Raw genomic sequence first — 18088 nt, forward strand, 5'->3', positions numbered from 1 at the left:
CCACGTGTCCGATCGTTCCCACGTTCACATGAGGCTTCGTTCGCTCGAATGTCGCCTTCGCCATCTCGATGTCTCTCCTCTCTGCGGATGGGCCCCTTGGGCCTGGTTCAGGGTGTGGTGCGCTGGCGGACGACTGGCGTGGCCGCCGCCTCCGGATCAGAGCTCTGGGCGGGGATTGAACCCGCGACCTCGTCCTTACCAAGGACGCGCTCTACCACTGAGCTACCAGAGCGGATGCGCGCGGAGCGACGAGCTCGGGCCGGGCCTCCGATCCCCCTTGTCCCGGCCGCCGTAAGCGGGAGACGGGACTCGAACCCGCGACCCTCAGCTTGGAAGGCTGACGCTCTGGCCATCTGAGCTACTCCCGCAAGGTGGTGTGTCGGTGGTCTCCGGGCGGGCCGGAAGCGATAGCGCGCGTCCCCTTGCGGTGGGCCCTCCCTCAGTGGTGGGGGGAGGATTCGAACCTCCGAAGGCTGAGCCAGCAGATTTACAGTCTGCCCCGTTTGACCGCTTCGGTACCCCACCCGGGAGACCCGCCGTCCGTTCGCTGAGGGCGCCCCCGTGAAAAGGGCTAGCCGGGTAAGGTAATGTATCCGGTGCGGGGTGTAAAGAGCTGGCGAAGGGACTCGAACCCCCAACCTGCTGATTACAAATCAGCTGCTCTACCGGTTGAGCTACGCCAGCGGTGGAGGGAGCCTGGGAGAGGCAATCTAACACCCGACGAGGAGGGCGGTAGCGGCGAAAGCCGCCATCATTGTCCGTGGTGACGATCCGGAGGCGTGCCGCCATCCCGTCGATCGCGGCGGCGATCCTACCGCACCAGCTTCCAGCGCGTGCCTTCGGGTCCGTCCTCCAGCGCCACCCCGCGCTCCATGAGTTCGGCGCGGATCTCGTCGGCTCTGGCGAAGTCGCGTTCCGACCGGGCTTCGGCTCTCTCCTCGATCAGAGCCTCTATCTCCTGCGCGAGATCGGGCTCCAGCTCCTGACCGACCTTGGCGGTCTCGATGAGGCCGAGGACGGAATCGATGGAGACGAGGGTTTCCAGGGCCGCGTCGCGATCGGCGGCGGAGACGGCGTCGCTCCGGTCGAGCAGCGCGTTCGCCTGGCCCACGAAGACGAAGAGCGCCGCAAGCCCTTCGGCGGAGTTGAAGTCGTCGTCCATCGCCCGCCGGAAGGAGGTGAGAGCCTCGCCCGCCAATCGCGCCAGATCACCCGATTCCGTTTCGTCGCGGACCCGGAGCTCACGAAGTCTCCCGTCGAAATCGAGGAGGCGCTGAGTGGCCCGCTTGGAAGCCTCCAGGCCGGCCCGGGTGAAATTGAGCTCGCCGCGGTAGTGAGAGGAGATGAGGATGTGCCGAATCGACGCGGGGTCGTAGCCCTCGCCGAGCAGCGCGTGCACCGAAATGAAGTTGCCGAGCGACTTCGACATCTTCCGGCCCTCCACGAAGAGATGCTTCACGTGAAGCCAGTGGCGGACGAAGGGGCCGTCGATCGCCGCTTCCGACTGCGCGATCTCGTTCTCGTGGTGGGGGAAGACGAGATCCTCTCCCCCGAGGTGGAGGTCGACGGGGGCTCCCAGCTCGGCGATGCTCATGACGGAGCACTCCAGGTGCCAGCCCGGTCTGCCGATGCCCCACGGCGACTCCCAGGCGGCGCCGGTCGAGACGGCGGCCTCGTCGGCGGACTTCCAAAGGGCGAAGTCGCGGTCCTCCTCCTTCTCGTAATCCCCGTGAGCCACCCGAGCGCCGGCGGCCATGCCCGTAGGTGAACGAAGCCTTCCGTAGGCGGGGAAGGATTTCACCGAGAAGTAGACCGCGCCGTCATCCGCCTTGTAGGCGTGGCCTCGCTCCATGAGACGTTCGATGAAATCGATCATGCCTTCGATGTGCTCGGTCGCGCGGGGCATGGATGCCGGGGACCGCATCCCGAGGGCGCGCGCGTCGACGAAGAGGGCGTCGGCGAACCGCTGCGTGTATTCGCAGATGCTCACGCCCGCCCGATCGGCGGCCTCGATGACCTTGTCGTCGACGTCGGTCAGATTCATCACGAACCTGACCTCGTGGCCGCGCCACGCCAGGTACCTGTGGACTAGATCGAAGAAGAGAAAGGAGCGGAAGTTGCCGATGTGGGCGAAGTCGTAGACAGTGGGTCCGCAGGCGTATACGGTCACTGGCGAGCCGGTCCTGGGCTCGAAGACGACCGTGTCGCGCAGAGCCGTGTCGTAAAGGCGCAGGCCCACCGGTACTCCGACTATCGCGCCGAGGTGGCCTGTTCCGTCTCGGCCCTGATCCCGGCGAGGGCGTCGGCGGGGTCTTCGGCACCAATGACGGGGCGTCCGACAACGATAAAGTCCGCCCCGGCCTCGACGGCTTGCGCGGGAGTCGCCACCCGCATCTGGTCGTCGCTGTCTTCGCCTCCGCAACGGATTCCAGGGGTCACTAGGGCGAGGTCGCCTTTCGACATCGCCGAGATCCAGGAGGCTTCCAGCGGCGAGAGCACGACACCGCTCAGTTCCCAGTCGATGGCGATCCGGCCGAGGCGTTCGACCTCCGAACGCATCGATCTCACCGAGCTGCCGCGTACGACCTCGAGGTCGGCGAGGGAGAGCGAGGTAAGCACCGTCACGCCCAGGAGGAGAACCTTGTCTTCCGCCGCTGACCTTGCGGCCGCCACCATATGCTCGCCGCCCGTGATGTGCAGGGTGGCCATCTCCGCGCCGAGGACCGAAGCGGCGGCCACGGCTCGCTCCACGGTCTGAGGGATGTCGTGAAGCTTCAGATCCAGAAAAACCCGTTTGCCGGCGTCCACCAGCTCCCGGACCACTACCGGGCCTTCGCGGGTGAAGAGCTCGAGGCCGACCTTGTACCAGTTCTGCCGGTGGCCCAGGCGCTCCACGATGGAGAGCGCCTCGCGGCGCGAAGGGCAGTCGAGCGCGACTATTACTTCGGCCATTGTCCTCTCGAGGGTGGTGAGATGCGGGACCTACTGCCCCTGTTCAGCCGCTTAGTTCCGTCCAGGACCGCGCCCGAGGGCTCGCTCGCCACCTCCGAAGCCCGTTCACCACTCGCGCAGGAGTCCGAGGATCGGCGAAGGCCCCGGTGCAAACCTGGACCAGTGCGGCGCCGGCACGTCCGTAGCGGACCGCATCGGCGGCACGGTGGATCCCCCCCACGGCGACTACCGGAAGCCTTCCCCTGATCGCAGCGAGAGCTCGCAAGGCATGGGGTCGGAGAGGCGGGCCCGAGAGACCGCCTGCACCGCTCCCCAGGCGGAAGGCGGCGCGACGCAGCTTACCGGAGGACATCGGAAGGGTGTTGACGAGGGTCAGCGCGTCAGCACCCGCGTCTTCAGCGGCGACGGCGGAGCGAAGCGGATCCCCGAGGTCGGGCCCCAACTTTACGGCGAGCGGACGGTCCGTGGCTCGACGGCAGGCGGCCACCACTGCCGCGACCGCATCGGGATCGTGTGCGATCGTGGCATGCCCGTCGGTGAGCGCGTTCGGGCACGAGAGGTTGAGCTCGTAGCCGAGAAATCCGTCGGCGTCGTGCAACGTCGCCGCGATCCGCGCGTAGTCCGCGGCGGTCCTACCGGCGACGCTCACGAATACCTGGGGGCGCTTGAGGTTGTGCGCGATCCAGGGCAGGTGCGTCTTCCGCACCTGCGCGAGCCCCGGATTGGCGAGTCCGACCGAGTTGAGCATCCCCCGGCCGTACTCGGTGACGCGGGGCGCGGCGTTGCCTGCGCGCGGCTCCACCGTCACAGACTTGGTGACGAAGCCGCCCAGAGCCTCGACGTCGAGGGCGCGGGCCACCTCTCGCACGAATCCGCACGAGCCCGCCGCCATGAATACGGGATTCCGGAAGTCGTGTCCGAAGAGTCTGACGCCGAGATTCACCGGGTCTCCTGCGCTAACAGGCCGCCGCGAAAAGCGCACCAGCGCCGGGAGTGACGTGGCGGACGCGCACGGGGTGGCTAGGAACGAACAGCACGGCCGTTACAGGAAGAGCCACACCGAGCGCGTCCGGGGCGCCGTTCACCCGACCGAAGCCGGCGAACTTCCCGCCGCCCGCCCGAGCGCTTCCCGACACATGGATGCCTCTGAGACACATGGATACCTCTAACCGGCGCGCAAGCCGAGCATGCGCCGGTCGAGCTCCGCTTCCAGGGCTTCGAGCTCGTCCTGAGCCGGGGAGCCGGTGGCGGCGAGCAGGTAGGGATCGTCGCGCATCGTATCCAGCCGGGAGGCGAGCGACGCCGCTTCCGAGTCCGGAGTGAGAGCGAGCGCGGCGAGCAGGCTCTTGCCCGCCCACGGGCCCGCCGGGTCGAGATCGGCAAAGGCGATGAAGAGCGTTCGGGCGAGGAGGTCCGCGTCGAGCCCCTCCCGTGCCAGCTCCGCCGCGGCGAAGAGCGCAACGGGATCGCTCGCGGCTCCTTCCATCAACGAAAGAAGCCCGTCGATCTTCTCGGAAAGCTCGGCTGCGCCGGCGTGGTCGGAGGCGGGACGCAGGAAGTCTCTCAGACCGGGGAGTTCTCCGGCTTCCCGGACCTGGGTTATCCGCTCGGTGGCAATCCAGAAACGGGCTTCGCCGGCCACGTCGCTGACGATCGCGAGCTCTCCCGCCACGGAAAGGCCCACCGCCGTGTCCCCTCTCTGATACAGCAGGCGGGCGGCAGCCAGGCGAATCCGGTCCCGTTCCGCAGGGGGCCAGCCCGATCTCCGAGTCTCGACGAGCATGCGCAGCGCAGGCTCCAATGCGTCCTCCGCGGCTCCTTGCCGGAGCAGCGCTATGAAGGCCTCGCTCCGCCAGTGGGCCCCGGAGACGACGAGCATGTCTTCCGCGGCATCGAACGCCCAATCGGAGCGGCGGCGTTCGATCGCCAACGCCATCCTGATCATGGCGGCGTCGAGGGCGTATTCGGGACCGACGGCGGCGGCCGTCGTCAGGTCCCGGTCCGCCCCCTCCGTCATCCCTCGCTCAAGACGGATGCGCGCCCTTGTCAGATACCCGGTCGCAACGGCCGGACTCGGGTCGAGACGGTTCAGCGACGGTGTCAGAACTTCGAGAGCGGCGAACGAACGGCCCATCCGGGCGAGCGCCCGCGCACGGTAAACGGTGGCCTCCAAGGCCATCTCCTCATGACCGGCCGCGCGGGCGATCTCCGACGACGCCGCCAAGAACGCCTCGGCCCGGGCCGCCTTCCCGAGTTCCAAGGCGGCGCGTCCGCCGATGAACAGGGCCTCGGCGGCCCACTCGCCTCCGGGATCCTTGCGGTATCCGGCGGCGGCCTTACGCAACGCAGCTTCGTAGAGCGCCTCCGCGCTCGCGTCGAAACCGCCGCGGCGGAGAGCTTCGGCCCGGGACAGCTCGCGTTCGGCGTTGTAAATGGAGTTGTAGTAGACACAGCCGGAAAACGGGAGGAGCAAGACGAAAGCCGTCGGAAGGAGGGTGCGCGTCCTCACCGCCCCGGTCCGCCCCTGTCGACCTCCTTCAAGCTCGGTGAGCCGGGCGGATAACGGCCGAAGAACGAGATCACCGCCCTCGCCACCGCCGCGGCAGCCTCCTCCTGGAACTCGGGCTGGACGAGGACGAGCGCCTCGTCGGCATTCGAGAGATAGCCGACCTCCACCAGCACCGACGGCATCAGGGCGTTGGTCAGCACCGCGAGGACTCCCTGGCGCACCCCGCGATCCGGACCGGGATGGAAGCTGCCCATCTCCTCCTGCACTAGCTCGGCCAGGAGCGACGACCAGTTTTCCAGGCCGTGGGCTCGCAGGTCACGCAGAATGTGGTCGATCTCGGGCATCGCCTGCGGGTCGAACTCCTGACCGCGAATCGCGAGAGGGGCGTTCTCGATGGCGGTGAGGCGCGCCTCGTGATCGGTCCGCGATTCGGCGAGGAAGTAGGTCTCGAACCCTCGGAGGGACCGAACCGAGGGAAGCGAGTTGGCGTGCAGCGAGACGAAGATGCCCGGACGATCCCCTTTCCACCCCGTGGCCAGCTCGCCGCGTTCCCAGATGGGGACGAAGCGGTCGGTCGAGCGGGTCATCCGAACCTCGACCCGGCCGTCCTCCTCGAGGATGCGGGCCAGTTCCCGGCCGACCGCGAGCGCGATGTCCTTCTCGCGAACGCCGCCGAGTCCGAGCGCACCCGGGTCGCCACCGCCGTGTCCGGGGTCGATGATGACGACCGGGGGACCCTCGAGCTCGGTGGGGGAAAGGCCCGGGCGGCCGCCGTCCGGGGCTCCGCCGCTTCCCGCGCCACCTGCGGACGGCACCGCCTCGACGACTGCGGCTCTTCCGGGCGATACGCCTGCGCCGGCTCGATTCTCCTGAGACCGGGGGCTCTCTGCGGCGACGCCGCCCCAGCTCTGCGGAGTCGTCGCTTCGAGGGTCAGCGTGGCGGCCTCGAAATCGTAGTAGGCGCCGAGACGTTCGACGAGTACCTCGGAAACCAGTTGCAGAGGCACCCAGGCCTCGTCGGGTGTCGAAAAGGGAGCGTCGGTGAGGTGAACGACATCGTCGTTCCATTTGAGGAAAGGCGATCCGAAGTCGAGCGCGACCAGGGTGCCGTCGGGACCCTCGAGCGTCACCCCTCCCTGGAACCCGGTCGCGCTCCATCCCAACGTCGTGAAGGTCGAGAGCGGCACCGCTGTCGGTCCGGTCCGGAACGAAATGGGCACCTGGCTTCCGGTCCCGTCGACGAATTCGATGCGAAGCTCGACCTCCTGGGTCGCCGCTTGGGGAGGCACGGCGAAGGCGAGCGCCAGAAGCAACGCGATCAGCAGGCGACCTCTCCCAAGCCTGCCGGACCCGACGAGACCGCTCGCCGGGCGGCTCATCCGGACCTCATCGCACGCCTGGCCTCGCGATCCTGCTCGCGTCGCCTGATGACCTCCCGCTTGTCGTGGAGCTTCCTTCCACGCGCCACGCCGAGCTCCAGCTTGACTCTACCGCGGACGAAATAGACCGAGAGCGGCACCAGGGTCAGGCCCTTCTCCTCCACGGCGGTCGCCAGACCCCGTATCTCGCGCTGATGGGCCAGTAGTCGACGGGACCTGACCGGATCGACGTTCTGCTCCCCCGCTTCCTTGTACGGACTGACGTGCAGGGAGTGGAGCCAGAGCTCGCCTGCGCGGACCGACGCGTACGCGTCGTTAAAGGAGAGCCTTGCGGCGCGAATCGACTTGACCTCGGGCCCGCGCAGCTCGATGCCGACCTCAAGGGTGTCGATGATCTCGAACTCGTGGCGCGCCTTGCGATTGCGGGCGACGAGCTTCCGGCCGTCCGGGCTCATCAGAAGATGAGGACGGGTGTGCCGACCTCCACCAGGTGCATCAGCGAGCGAGCGGACTCGTTGGTGAGACGGATGCACCCGTGCGAAACGCGCCGCGCCTCCGGATCCGCGTTCATGATGAGCTCCGGCCTTCCCGTCCCGTGGATGGCGATGCCGTCGCCCAGATAGATGGCGGTGTTGCCCATCACCCCCGCCATGATCCTGACGGGCGAGTCCTTGGGTGGCACCGGCCGACCGTTTTCCACGAAGTGCCAGTCCGGCGCCTTCCAGAGCGGATCGCGTTCCATCCTCTTGATGTGGAAGAGGCCTCGCGGCGTGGAGAAATCCCAATCCCACTCCTCGGACGAGAGCTGGAAGCCGTTTCCGGTACCCGCCGGAGCGCTCCAGATGGATTTGCTCCCGTCGAAGAGGTAGACGCGGTTTTCGCGGAGGTGCACGACCACGTAGGGAGAATCCTGGTCGAGGAGAGGGCGGTCGAGCTCCACCGAGAACTCGGACCTGGAAGCGTAGTAGCTCGCCGCAGTGGGCGAAGTGGAGTCGAATTGGGCGTGGAGATCCGCCGTGCTCCCGACCGCGATCGCTAGGGCGAAACCGACATGCAGGTTCGAGAGGCGATGCCGAAGGAGGCAAGGAGCGGAGTCCATCTCGAGTGACCGGAGTCTAAGCGGGCTCGACCGCCTTCTCCCCGCCAGCCGCGGATTCGTCACCGGCGGTTCCGTCGTTCGCCTGCCCTTCGGCCACTCGCTCGGCCTGGCGCGCGGCTTCCACACCCGCCTTGTAGGCTTCCTTGGACGCGGAAAGCCGTTCCTCCAGGTCCCGGCGAGCATCGGTGGCGGCCCTGCGACCGGCGTCGACCGCGTCCTTGACCGACCCCAATCTTTCGCGGGCGCCTTCTCGGGCCGCTTCGATCCCTTCGCCCAGGTGGCGTTGCGCGTCCCGGACGGTGGTTCCCGCCGCAACTCGCAGTTTCTTGGCGCCTTCACGTATGCTCTTCTGGGTTTCCACCCCGGACTGAGGAGCGAGCAGGAGGGCGACGCCGGCACCGATCACGGCCCCGACCAGAAAGGCTGCCAGATGGGATCCGGCATCCTCGCGCTCCACCAGAACCACTTGCTTTCGTTCGTTGCCCGACATGTCTTCATCCATGGATTAAAGTGCTTCCGTCCGGGGACTCGCTTCCCCCTCAATTAAAGTAACAGCCTCGATCAGTTCCATTCCGAGCAGTTTCACCTGCCAGCGTCGCACGCTCTCGACCGCCGCGAGTTCCTCCATGGATTCCGGCATCCGCCGCACGATGTCGGCGATGGCGGCGTTGGAGAGCAGCTTGCCCGGACTCAGGCCGAGCTCGTCGGCTCTCCGGTTGCGGAGAACCCTGGCCTGCTGGAAGGCCGGCTCGAGATCGGGGCGCACACGCACGGATCCTCGGCGAGGCATCTTGTCGAGCGGGGCGATCTCGCGCTCCGGAATTCCTTCCGTCTCCCCGAGCCGCTGAATCAGGTCGTCGCCCGCGTATCTGGCCAGAGCTCGCGGAAATCCTCGGACGCGCTGGAGTTCGGCTTGGGATTCCGGCCGTCGAAGGGCCACCTCGAGCAGCGCCTTGTCACCGATCACACGGAACGGGGCGGCATCCCTGCGTCTGGCGATCCAGTCCCGCCAGTCGAGTGCGACACGCAGCGCCTCGAGTTCCCGCGGGGAGAGGTGGAAGGCCCCCTTGACCCTGGCGGCGAGCTCGTAGTCGGCAGGTTCCACCCAGCCGTCTGCTGCCGAGACGAGCGCCTCGCACTCTTCACGGAACCAGGTTTCGCGCTCCAGCTCGTCGAGTTCGGAGAGAAGAGCGTCGGCCAGATCGAAGAGGTGGCGGGTGTCGCTGGCGGCGTACCTGAGCATCGCCTCCGGGAGGGGGCGCACCGCCCAATCCGCCCGCTGATATTCCTTGGGCAGAACGAAGCCGAGCCGTGACTCCACGAGCGAACCGAGGCCGGTGCCGTTCACCCCGAGCAGCTCGGCTGCGATATGGGTGTCGAAAAGAGATCGCACCGCGATGTCCCAGTCGCGCTTGAGCAGTCGGAGATCGTGCGAAGCGCCGTGCATCACGACCTCGGTGGCGGGGTCCTCGAGCATCGGGCGGAGCAGCTCCCCGACGTCGAAGGCGAAAGGGTCGAGTACGAAGTCCGCTTCGTCCACGGTCACCTGCGCAAGGCAGATCCGGTCCGAATAACGGTGGTAGCCGGCGGCCTCGAGGTCGAGGGCGACTCGGTCCGCCGAACGGAGCCGGCCGGCGATCGTCGCGCCCGCCTCCTCGCTGTCGATCATGTGGAAGGCCACAGTCAGTCGACGCCTCTTGAATTCCCGGCCACCCGACCGCAATCCGGGAAAGGGATCGGCGGCGGCGCTACATGAAGAGGTCGCATCATGGGGTGAACATAATCATACCTGAGGCCCGCACTACCTCCGTAAACTTCACGGTCTGTCGACCACCGTCCCCGAAGCGTCTTGCACTATCCGCCGTCATCCGCGAAAGTTGGGTTGGGCGCGATCATGGTCCTTCGCCCGCCTTCCTTCGCTTAGTGGGCGGCTTTCGCCGCCTACTCCCATCCGCCAATCCCGTCATGAGAACCCGCCAGCTTGTCACGCTGCTTTCCTCCGTCGCGTTCGTCCCTGCCTGCCAGACCGCCGACGAGCACCCTCTTCCGGAAGAGATCGCTCGTCCCGCCGGGACCGAGTTCGAAGGTCCGGCGTTCGAGTTCGAAGAGGTGGTGCAGGGTGTCTATCACGCTCGTGGAACCGGGGAACTTGCGGTGGGTTCGCACGGAGCGGTGATCGTCAACGAGGACGACGTGCTTCTGGTCGAGTCGCACATCTCTCCGGCGGCCGCATGGGCGGTCGTGGAGGAGATCGAGGCGCTGACCGATAAGCCGGTAAGGTTCGTGGTCAACACGCACTTCCATTTCGATCACGCCCACGGCAATGGGATCTATCCTCCCGAGGTCCAGGTGATCGGCCACGAAGTCACCCGCGAAATGATCGAGAGCGGGGCTTCGATGGGTCGCTCCTACCAGTTGTTTCTGGGAGGCCTTCCCGACCAGGTGGCGGCGCTGGAAGAACGGGTGGCGACAGCCGAAGACGAGGAGGAGCGCACCGAACTCCAGGGCCGGCTCGATTACGCCCGCAACTATCTGGAGGGGCAGCGAGACCTCGTGCCGAACGGTCCGAACGCGACCCTCTCCGAGCGAATGACCCTCCACCGCGGCGAGCGCGAGATCCAGCTGCTCTTCTTCGGCCGCGGGCATACCGGCGGAGACGTCGTGGTCTACCTGCCGAGGGAACGGGTGCTCGTAACCGGTGATCTGCTCGTACCCGGTCTGCCCTTCATGGGCGACGGCTTCATCGCGGAGTGGGACGACACGCTTGAACGGCTCAAGGCGCTTGATTTCGACTGGATCCTCCCGGGCCACGGCAACCCCTTCCGCGACAAGGAACGGATTTCCTACCTGCAGGAGTACATGCGCGACCTCCAGGCGCAGGCCGAGGCCCTCCACGCCGAAGGACTCACCTACGAGGAGGCGGCGGCGCGAATCGACATGTCGAGCCACGGCGAACGCTACCCCCAGATCGCGGGAACGGGCGTGCCGGCCGTGACCGTTCAGCGAATCTTCGAGCTGCTGGAAAGCGGAGGCTGACTCTCGTTCGATGGCCGGCTCCGGCGTTCGGACGCCCTCGCCGGTTGCGACGGTCCGGCGCCCGTGCGACATTCGGAGCGGCCGACCGGTGAGGGCGCACTCTTCCGCCGTCCGCTGAACGACCCCACGTCCGCATCGACCCCCTGACGCCGGAGAATCGAGTGCTGAGGACCAAGATCGTGTGCACGCTCGGTCCCGCCACCCAGGATCCCGACGTAGTGCTGGGCATGGCAAAGCGCGGAATGAACGTAGCGCGCATCAACATGTCGCACGGTTCCTACGAGGCTCACACCGCCGCGGTCAAGGCTGTGCGCGAGGCCTCGCAGGAGGTGGACAGACCGATCGCCGTCATGGCGGACCTGCAAGGTCCCAAGATCCGCGTCGGCTCTCTTTCCAGCACCATTCACGTCGGCTACGGCGAGGAAGTGGTGCTGGCCCACACCAGGTACGCACGGCCGGGCGACCTCCCGGTCACCTACGAGCCCCTCGCTCGCGACACCTCCAAGGGCGACATCGTCTTCATCGACGACGGTCGCATCGAGCTTCGCCGTACCGACGACGACCCGGAGCGCGCGCGCTTCGAGGTCGTCTACGGCGGCCCGATCCGATCGAACAAGGGCATCAACCTGCCCACCGCCGAGCTTAGCACGCCTTCCCTTACCGAAAAGGATCTGGCGGACCTCGATTTCGCCCTCGGTCTCGGCATCGAGTGCATCGCTCTATCCTTCGTGCGCGACGTTCAGGACGTGATCGATCTGAAGGACCGCGTCAGCGGACAGTCTCTCGTGGTATCGAAGATCGAGAAGGTGATGGCCATCCATCAAATCGAGGCCATCCTGACCGAGACCGACATGGCGATGATCGCTCGCGGAGATCTCGGCGTCGAACTGCCCTTCGAACGCGTTCCTCTGGTCCAGAAGCGCATCATCCAACTCGCCAACTACTACGCCCGTCCGGTAATCACCGCGACACAGATGCTCGAGTCGATGCTGGTGGCGCAACGTCCGACTCGTGCCGAGGCATCCGACGTCGCGAACGCCATCCTCGACGGGACCGACGCCGTCATGCTCTCCGGCGAAACCGCAGTGGGAACCCATCCCCTTACCGCGCTCGACGCTCTCATCCGGATCGGAACCGAGATCGAGCGGAGCGGCTTTCTCGTGCGTGGCCCCCGTTACCTCCATGCGCGGGGCATCCAGGCGCGCGGCGGCGCCTCCTCTCGCGAACACGCGGTGGCCAAGTCGACTGTCGACGCCGTCAGACGGGTGGGGGCTCCGGCGATCATCGTCCTAACGCGATCAGGCTCCTCGGCCAGGTTGGTATCGTCCTACCGTCCCTCGGTTCCGATCTTCGCGGTGACCCCGGACCGATACACCCACCGCCAGCTCGCGGCGGTCTGGGGCGTGCGCCCGGTCCTCGCGTCCCGCCACCAGTCGAACTACCAGAGCCAGCGGGAGTGCGGTCGGAACGCGGTCCTCGAAAGCGGCATCGGCGAACCCGGCGCTCCCGTGCCCGTGACGGCCGGCATCCCCTTCGACCAGAGCGGATCGACCAACATGATGCGGCTCGAGACGCTGTGAGCCCTTCCGGGCCGATCGGACGTAACGCGTGAAGCTGACCTTTCTCGGAACCGGCACCTCCTTCGGCGTTCCGGTAATCGGATGCGATTGCGACACCTGCGCGTCGCCCGATCCGCGCGACCGACGCACGCGCCACGCGGCTATCGTGGAGGCAGGAGGCAGGAGCCTGCTCGTCGACACGCCTCCCGAACTTCGGATCCAGCTGCTGCGGGCGGGTGTCACAAACCTCGACGCCGTGTGGTACACCCACACTCACGCCGATCACATCCACGGCATCGACGACCTCAGGGTGTTTCAGAAGAAAGGGCCGGTGCGTGTCTTCATATCCGCCGAGCACAAGAGGCGGGTGGTGTCGAGTTTTCCCTACATTTTCGGAGCCGACGCCCACGCCGGGCCGAGGAGCACCATCCCCAAGATCGATCTGCGCATCTTCGATGGAACGGAGCCCCTGCGCCTGCTCGGACACCAGGCGACTCCCCTTCGGGTTCCGCACGGCCGGGGACGCAGCTACGGCCTGCGCATCGGACCCCTCGGATACGTGACCGACGCCAAGTCGCTCCCCGACCGCACTCTAAGGGCGCTCGAGGGCGTGCGCGTTCTCGTGCTCAACGCGCTCTGGTTCGGCGACCCGCACCCGGCCCACTTCTCCGTCGAGGAAGCCGTGGAGGCGGCCAGGCAGGTGGGGGCCGAGCGAACCTACCTGACTCACCTGACTCACCGCGTCTCCCAGAAGGAGCTCGACCAACGGCTACCGGACGGATTCTTCGCGGCCTATGACGGACTCACGATCGAGGTTCCGTCGGCACCTTCCGAAGAACGGAACAGCCGATGACCGACGCCGGGCGCAACGCCGAAATCGCGCCGGAAGAGCTTCTCCGGCTCGATCTCGCGAACCTGCCAGTCCCGATCCGAAGACCGGACGGGTCGGACGGTCGGACTGCGGAAAGGCCTGAGGACGACTTCCGGGCCGCGCTGACCGGCATCGGGCGCCGACGCGCGGAAGGGGAACTGGCATTCCTGGATCTCGTTCACGACCGCGACCTGGTCGAGGAGGTGAAGCGAACGGCGGACCGGCGAAGCTACGAGGACGTGATCGTGTTCGGCATCGGTGGCTCCGCACTCGGAACCAGGGCCCTTCGCGACGCCATCCTGGGACCGGCTTGGAACGCTGACGCGCGCAACCGGCGCGGCCTGCCGAGGCTGCACGTCGTGGACAACCCGGATCCCGACACCGTCGGCTCCCTGCTCGCCCGCGTGGATCCGGCGAAGACTCTCTACAACGTGGTCTCCAAGTCGGGACGAACCACCGAGACCTTGGCACTTTACCTGACCGCCACGGAATCGATCGCCAGGGCGCTCGGCAGCCGAGCGACGGCCGATCGCCTCGTCTTCACGACCTCCCCGGACAGCGGCCCGCTGCGCCGGATCGCCCGGGACGAGGGGATCGCCACGTTCTCGATACCCACCGGGGTCGGCGGGCGCTTCTCGGCACTGTCGGCGGTAGGGATCCTCCCTCTGGCGCTGGCGGGCGCCGACATCGACGCCCTGCTCGACGGGGCCGCGCAGATGGCCGAGCGTTGCCGCAAGACTTCGCTGAAAAGAAACCCCGCAGGCAGGCTCGCCGTCTCTCTCGTGCGGGCCGAGCGCATCAGCGGCCGGCGGATCGTCGTCTTCATGCCCTACGGCGACCGGCTGACCGCATGCGGACGTTTCTTCCAACAGCTCTGGGCGGAGAGTCTGGGCAAGCGGCCCGACCGGGGGCCTACGCCGCTCGCCGCATCGGGTCCGGCCGATCAGCACTCCCTCCTTCAGCTTCTGGCGGACGGTCCCGCCGACAAGGTGGTGGTCTTCCTCGAAGCGGGGGGAAAGGCGAAGCCGCTCCAGGTCCCGGACCGGCATGTCGGCATCCCGGAGCTGGCACGGCTCGCCGGGCGTTCGCTTCACGACATTCTCGCCATCGAGCGCCGCGCGACCGCCCAGGCTCTGGCTCGAAGCGGATGCCCGAACGCGACCGTCGCCCTGGCCGCGCCCGACGAGCGTTCGCTCGGCGCCTTCCTCATGCTCGTGCAGCTGGCGACGGTGATGGCTGCGGAACTCTACGGCGTGGACCCCTTCGGCCAGCCGGGGGTGGAGGGGACGAAGGCGCTGGTGGCGAGGTATCTGGAAGGGTAGTCGGCAGGCCTCGACAGCGGACGCCTCCCAGTACCCAGGGGTGAAGGAAATGAGCGCCGCACTTCTCGTATACGGAAGGGTGGACATCCCATGTATTCGCGGTGCCGCCACTCGCACACCTACCCAGGAGCATACGCCCTCCATGCACCTCCGTAACGTCTCCACCCGGCATCCTCGACACCACTCGCGGGCGTTGGCCGGGACCCTCGCGATCCTGTCGGGCACCGCAGCCTGCGAAGGCGAGGTCACCCAGCCGCCGCCGGTGCTGGCCGAGGGAGAGATCACCGTCGACGCCTCCGCGAACTCCTTCGTCCATCTCGACTTCGACGAAGGGGTGGCCGTCGTCACGCCGAGCGACCCTGTCACGTCCACCGACTGGCATATGGCCTTGCGGCGCTTCTCCATCCGGCTGAACGGCGGTGTGGCCGGTCCCGGTTCGGTGGTGGGGCACAACCTGGGCGACAACTCGAGCCTCTCGGCCGAGGAGGTGGCGGCGCTCACACCGGCAGACGGAGAGGCGGCGTTCGCGGCGGTGACCGACGCCCACATTCCCTCCTCTTCCGCATTCGTCGAGGAAGGACTCGTCCCCGATCCCGGAGGGAGGTGGTTTCGCTACGACCCGATCAGTGGCACGCTCGTGGCGAACCCGGGCGCGGCGTGGAAGGTGCGCGAGGCCTCGGGACGCGGATTCGCGGTCTTTCGGGTGGTCTCGTTGGAGATGGAGGGTCAGCGTCCGGTAGGCGTCACCGTCGAGTACCGCAGGCACGGCCCTAACGGTTCTCTCGGGGAGGCGCGCACGGTGGCCGGGGACCTCGGACAAGGCCCCGTCTTTCTCAGCCTCGCCGAAGCGGCGGTCGCGAATCCGGCCGGCTGCGGCTGGGACCTGGGGCTGACCCCGGACCTCACCATCGTCTTCAACGCCGACTGCGGATCGGGCACCTTCCCACTTGATATCACCGACGACTTCGACACTCTCTCCGAGGCCGGCGACGCTCCGGACTACGCGGGTTTCCTTTCCATCGTCGCGGGCGCGTTCCCCGCTACCGTGGACGACGCCGGAGGTGTCTTCTGGTACGACATCCGGGAGAACCGTCGCATGTGGCCGACCTACAACGTCTTCCTCGTCCAGGTCGAGCAAAGGGTCTACAAGATGCAGGTCACCGGCTACTACGACGCTTCCGGAGTATCGGGCCACGTCACGATCAGGTACCGGCAGCTGAGGTGATGCGCCGCTTGACGCTCCTGTGCGTCGGCGTCCTGCTCGCACACCCGGCTTCCGGCCAGGACCCGGGGCTCGTCTTCGACGCGGAGTCGGGCGAACCCGTTCCCGGAGCGGCGGTCGAGTGGATTCCCGGCGAGGAGGAGGACCTCCCTCTCGGCTCTGCTCTGCTGACCGACGCCGACGGTCGCTTTCGGCCCGCCGCAGGGTGGCGTTCGGGTTCGTTGACGGTCTCCGCGCTCGGGTACCGGACCCGCTCGATCACCGGAATCGAGGCCGACGGGCTGGGCTGGCGGATCTCGCTCGAGCCCGAACCCGTGTTGCTCGAGGAGATCGTGGTCACGGTCGGGGCACGCGCCCGGGCACGCTCAGAGGTGGCGGTCCCGGTCCGCACGCTCGCTACGGGTGAAATCAAGGCTGCGGGCGCACCTTCGGTGGACCGGCTGCTTGCCAAGCTGCCCGGCCTCGAGTCGTTCTCCACGCCACCTACCGGAACCGGGATCAGGATACGGGGAATCGGCGGCGCGCGGGTGCTGGTGCTCATCGACGGCCGACCGGCCCCAGGGGCGTTGATCGAAAAGCGCGATCTCGGCCGCTTGACGCTTGCGGGGGTGGAGAGAGTGGAATTGGTCAAGGGACCTCTCTCCTCCCTTTACGGTTCCGACGCTCTGGGAGGCGTCGTCAACGTCATTTCCCGGGATCCCGATCCGGGCTTCAGGGTGGGCGCTCGTGCTCTGACCGGGACGACCGGGAGGCGGGAGGCCGAGGTGACCACGAGCGGAGGCGGAAGTATCCGGTACCGGGCGATCGGCTCGGTTCGGGCGGAAGACGAGGTGCCGGGGCTCGCGCTCGCACCCGGGGAAGGGTTCGCCCGGGTGTGGGATCTTCGTTCGGAGCTGCGCTACCGCGCGGGCGAGATATGGGATTTCCGTGCCGGATTGGACCTGTTGCGCGAGCGGCAGCGCTGGCCGGTGGGCGGCGGCTTTTCGGGCTTCAACGACAACATGGGCTCCTCGGGATGGGTGGAGGCTCGCGGGGCGGTCGGACGGGGAGAGCTGACGCTGGCCTCGTTCACCCAGGGATACGAGCACCTCTACCGCAGCGCTCGGGGCGACCTGCCGCTGGCAAGTTCCGACGCCGAGCCTCAGCGCGAGCGCGAAACCCGGATGACCGTCTCCTACTCGGTCGCTCTCGGCGATCATGAAATCGACATAGGCATCGAGGGTTCGCGGAGAACGATCGAATCCCCCGACAAGCTGGTCAAGGAGAGGGTCGGGGACGGGCAGACGGCTCTCTTCGCGCAGGACGCCTGGAGAGTGGGAAACGCGACCGTCACCGGCGGGGCCCGACTAGGCTGGAACAGTCGGTGGGGGTCGAACCTCTCGCCTTCGCTCGGGCTGGTCCTGCCCGCCGACGAGAACCTCCGCTTCCGGGCGAGCTGGGCGCGGGGCTTCCGGGCCCCATCCTTCAAGGAACTTACCTGGCAGTTCGTCAACCTGGCCGGCGGATACGTCCTCCGGGGATCGTCGGATCTGCGCCCGGAGCGCTCCTGGAACTTCTCCGGGGGTGCGGAATGGCAGCCGAACTCGGGCGTGCGCATCGAATCGGAACTGTTTTGGAACCAGGTCGACGATCTCGTCGAGAACAGCTTCGTGGGAAACGCGGCGAGCGGACTGCTCATCTACTCGCCGGTCAACATCTCCGAGGTGACGACGCGGGGCGCCGAAGTCAACCTCCTGGCCCACTCCCGGATCGGCCTGTTCAGGGCGGGCTACGCCTACCTCGACGCCCGGTCCCGCAGCTCGGGCCGGCCGCTCGACCGCCGTCCCAGCCACTCGGCGCGGTTGCAGGGCACCTGGGTTATCGATCCGTCGGTCCGAATCGACGCCACCGGCCATCTCACGGGAGACGCGCCCGTGCTAGGGCTGTCCTCGGAGGGATCGAGCGAGCGGATCGCGACTCAGGAACGGCTCACGGCCTTCGACCTTCGGATTTCACTGACGCCCGGTCCGAATCTCGAGCTCAGCTTCGGTGTCGACAATCTATTCGACGCCAGACCGGAGGGCTGGCTGGTCCCGGTGGAACGGAGGTTTCGGGTCGGCCTCGAAGCGAGAGAGCTCTTCGCTCGCCGTTAGCGGTCGT

16 protein-coding genes and 4 tRNA genes are annotated in these 18088 nt (G+C 67.3%); 6 read left to right on the forward strand and 14 right to left on the reverse strand.

Going from position 1 to position 18088, the window contains the following annotated elements; all coding sequences use genetic code 11:
- Positions 1-160: 160 nt before the first annotated feature.
- The 14 genes from J4G12_01635 to J4G12_01700 form a co-directional block, all read right to left on the reverse strand.
- A tRNA-Thr gene (locus tag J4G12_01635) sits at positions 161-232 on the reverse strand.
- Between the two features lie 62 nt (positions 233-294).
- A tRNA-Gly gene (locus J4G12_01640) sits at positions 295-368 on the reverse strand.
- 75 nt (positions 369-443) lie between these two features.
- Positions 444-525 (reverse strand) — tRNA-Tyr (locus J4G12_01645).
- Positions 526-611: 86 nt separating this feature from the next.
- A tRNA-Thr gene (locus J4G12_01650) sits at positions 612-684 on the reverse strand.
- Positions 685-811: 127 nt separating this feature from the next.
- The gene (gene cysS, locus J4G12_01655; protein ID MCE2454508.1) at positions 812-2239 is read right to left on the reverse strand and encodes a cysteine--tRNA ligase; all 1428 of its coding nucleotides are present in this window, start codon (positions 2237-2239) and stop codon (positions 812-814) included.
- A gap of 11 nt (positions 2240-2250) precedes the next feature.
- Complete coding sequence (gene pyrF / locus J4G12_01660) at positions 2251-2952, reverse strand: orotidine-5'-phosphate decarboxylase (protein ID MCE2454509.1); 702 nt, start codon at positions 2950-2952, stop codon at positions 2251-2253.
- Between the two features lie 43 nt (positions 2953-2995).
- Positions 2996-3895: a dihydroorotate dehydrogenase gene (locus J4G12_01665; GenBank protein ID MCE2454510.1), complete on the reverse strand. Its 900-nt coding sequence runs from the start codon at positions 3893-3895 to the stop codon at positions 2996-2998.
- 13 nt (positions 3896-3908) lie between these two features.
- Entirely contained in the window at positions 3909-4109 is a 201-nt protein-coding gene (locus J4G12_01670; protein MCE2454511.1) for a hypothetical protein, read from the reverse strand.
- 8 nt (positions 4110-4117) lie between these two features.
- Positions 4118-5461, reverse strand: a complete 1344-nt coding sequence (locus J4G12_01675; GenBank protein MCE2454512.1) for a hypothetical protein — start codon at positions 5459-5461, stop codon at positions 4118-4120.
- A complete protein-coding gene (locus J4G12_01680; GenBank protein ID MCE2454513.1) occupies positions 5458-6840 on the reverse strand; it encodes an N-acetylmuramoyl-L-alanine amidase in 1383 nt (460 codons plus the stop codon). The genes J4G12_01675 and J4G12_01680 overlap by 4 nt, the downstream gene beginning before the upstream one ends.
- Positions 6837-7295, reverse strand: coding sequence for an SsrA-binding protein SmpB (smpB, locus tag J4G12_01685; GenBank protein MCE2454514.1), 459 nt, complete (start codon positions 7293-7295; stop codon positions 6837-6839). The genes J4G12_01680 and smpB overlap by 4 nt, the downstream gene beginning before the upstream one ends.
- On the reverse strand, positions 7295-7939 hold the full coding sequence (locus J4G12_01690) for a L,D-transpeptidase (GenBank protein ID MCE2454515.1): 645 nt from the start codon (positions 7937-7939) through the stop codon (positions 7295-7297). Before J4G12_01690 ends, smpB begins: the two co-directional genes overlap by 1 nt.
- 16 nt (positions 7940-7955) lie before the next feature.
- Positions 7956-8429 carry a YtxH domain-containing protein gene (locus J4G12_01695; protein ID MCE2454516.1) on the reverse strand — a complete coding sequence of 158 codons (474 nt, stop codon included), beginning with the start codon at positions 8427-8429 and terminating at the stop codon, positions 7956-7958.
- 15 nt (positions 8430-8444) lie between these two features.
- Positions 8445-9608 (reverse strand): HRDC domain-containing protein, encoded by a 1164-nt coding sequence (locus J4G12_01700; protein MCE2454517.1) that lies wholly within the window; start codon positions 9606-9608, stop codon positions 8445-8447.
- Between the two features lie 296 nt (positions 9609-9904).
- Between J4G12_01700 and J4G12_01705 the strand changes: the two genes are divergently transcribed.
- The 6 genes from J4G12_01705 (at position 9905) to J4G12_01730 (ending at position 18081) form a co-directional block, all read left to right on the forward strand.
- Positions 9905-10975: an MBL fold metallo-hydrolase gene (locus tag J4G12_01705; GenBank protein MCE2454518.1), complete on the forward strand. Its 1071-nt coding sequence runs from the start codon at positions 9905-9907 to the stop codon at positions 10973-10975.
- A gap of 161 nt (positions 10976-11136) precedes the next feature.
- Positions 11137-12555: a pyruvate kinase gene (pyk, locus tag J4G12_01710; GenBank protein MCE2454519.1), complete on the forward strand. Its 1419-nt coding sequence runs from the start codon at positions 11137-11139 to the stop codon at positions 12553-12555.
- A gap of 28 nt (positions 12556-12583) precedes the next feature.
- Complete coding sequence (locus J4G12_01715) at positions 12584-13387, forward strand: MBL fold metallo-hydrolase (GenBank protein ID MCE2454520.1); 804 nt, start codon at positions 12584-12586, stop codon at positions 13385-13387.
- The gene (locus tag J4G12_01720; protein ID MCE2454521.1) at positions 13384-14727 is read left to right on the forward strand and encodes a glucose-6-phosphate isomerase; all 1344 of its coding nucleotides are present in this window, start codon (positions 13384-13386) and stop codon (positions 14725-14727) included. The genes J4G12_01715 and J4G12_01720 overlap by 4 nt, the downstream gene beginning before the upstream one ends.
- A 49-nt stretch (positions 14728-14776) precedes the next feature.
- Complete coding sequence (locus J4G12_01725) at positions 14777-15952, forward strand: HmuY family protein (protein MCE2454522.1); 1176 nt, start codon at positions 14777-14779, stop codon at positions 15950-15952.
- On the forward strand, positions 15952-18081 hold the full coding sequence (locus J4G12_01730) for a TonB-dependent receptor (protein ID MCE2454523.1): 2130 nt from the start codon (positions 15952-15954) through the stop codon (positions 18079-18081). The genes J4G12_01725 and J4G12_01730 overlap by 1 nt, the downstream gene beginning before the upstream one ends.
- Positions 18082-18088: the final 7 nt, after the last annotated feature.

The organism is Gemmatimonadota bacterium, from assembly GCA_021295815.1.
In the GTDB taxonomy this organism is placed as follows: domain Bacteria; phylum Gemmatimonadota; class Gemmatimonadetes; order Longimicrobiales; family Gaopeijiaceae; genus JAGWBQ01.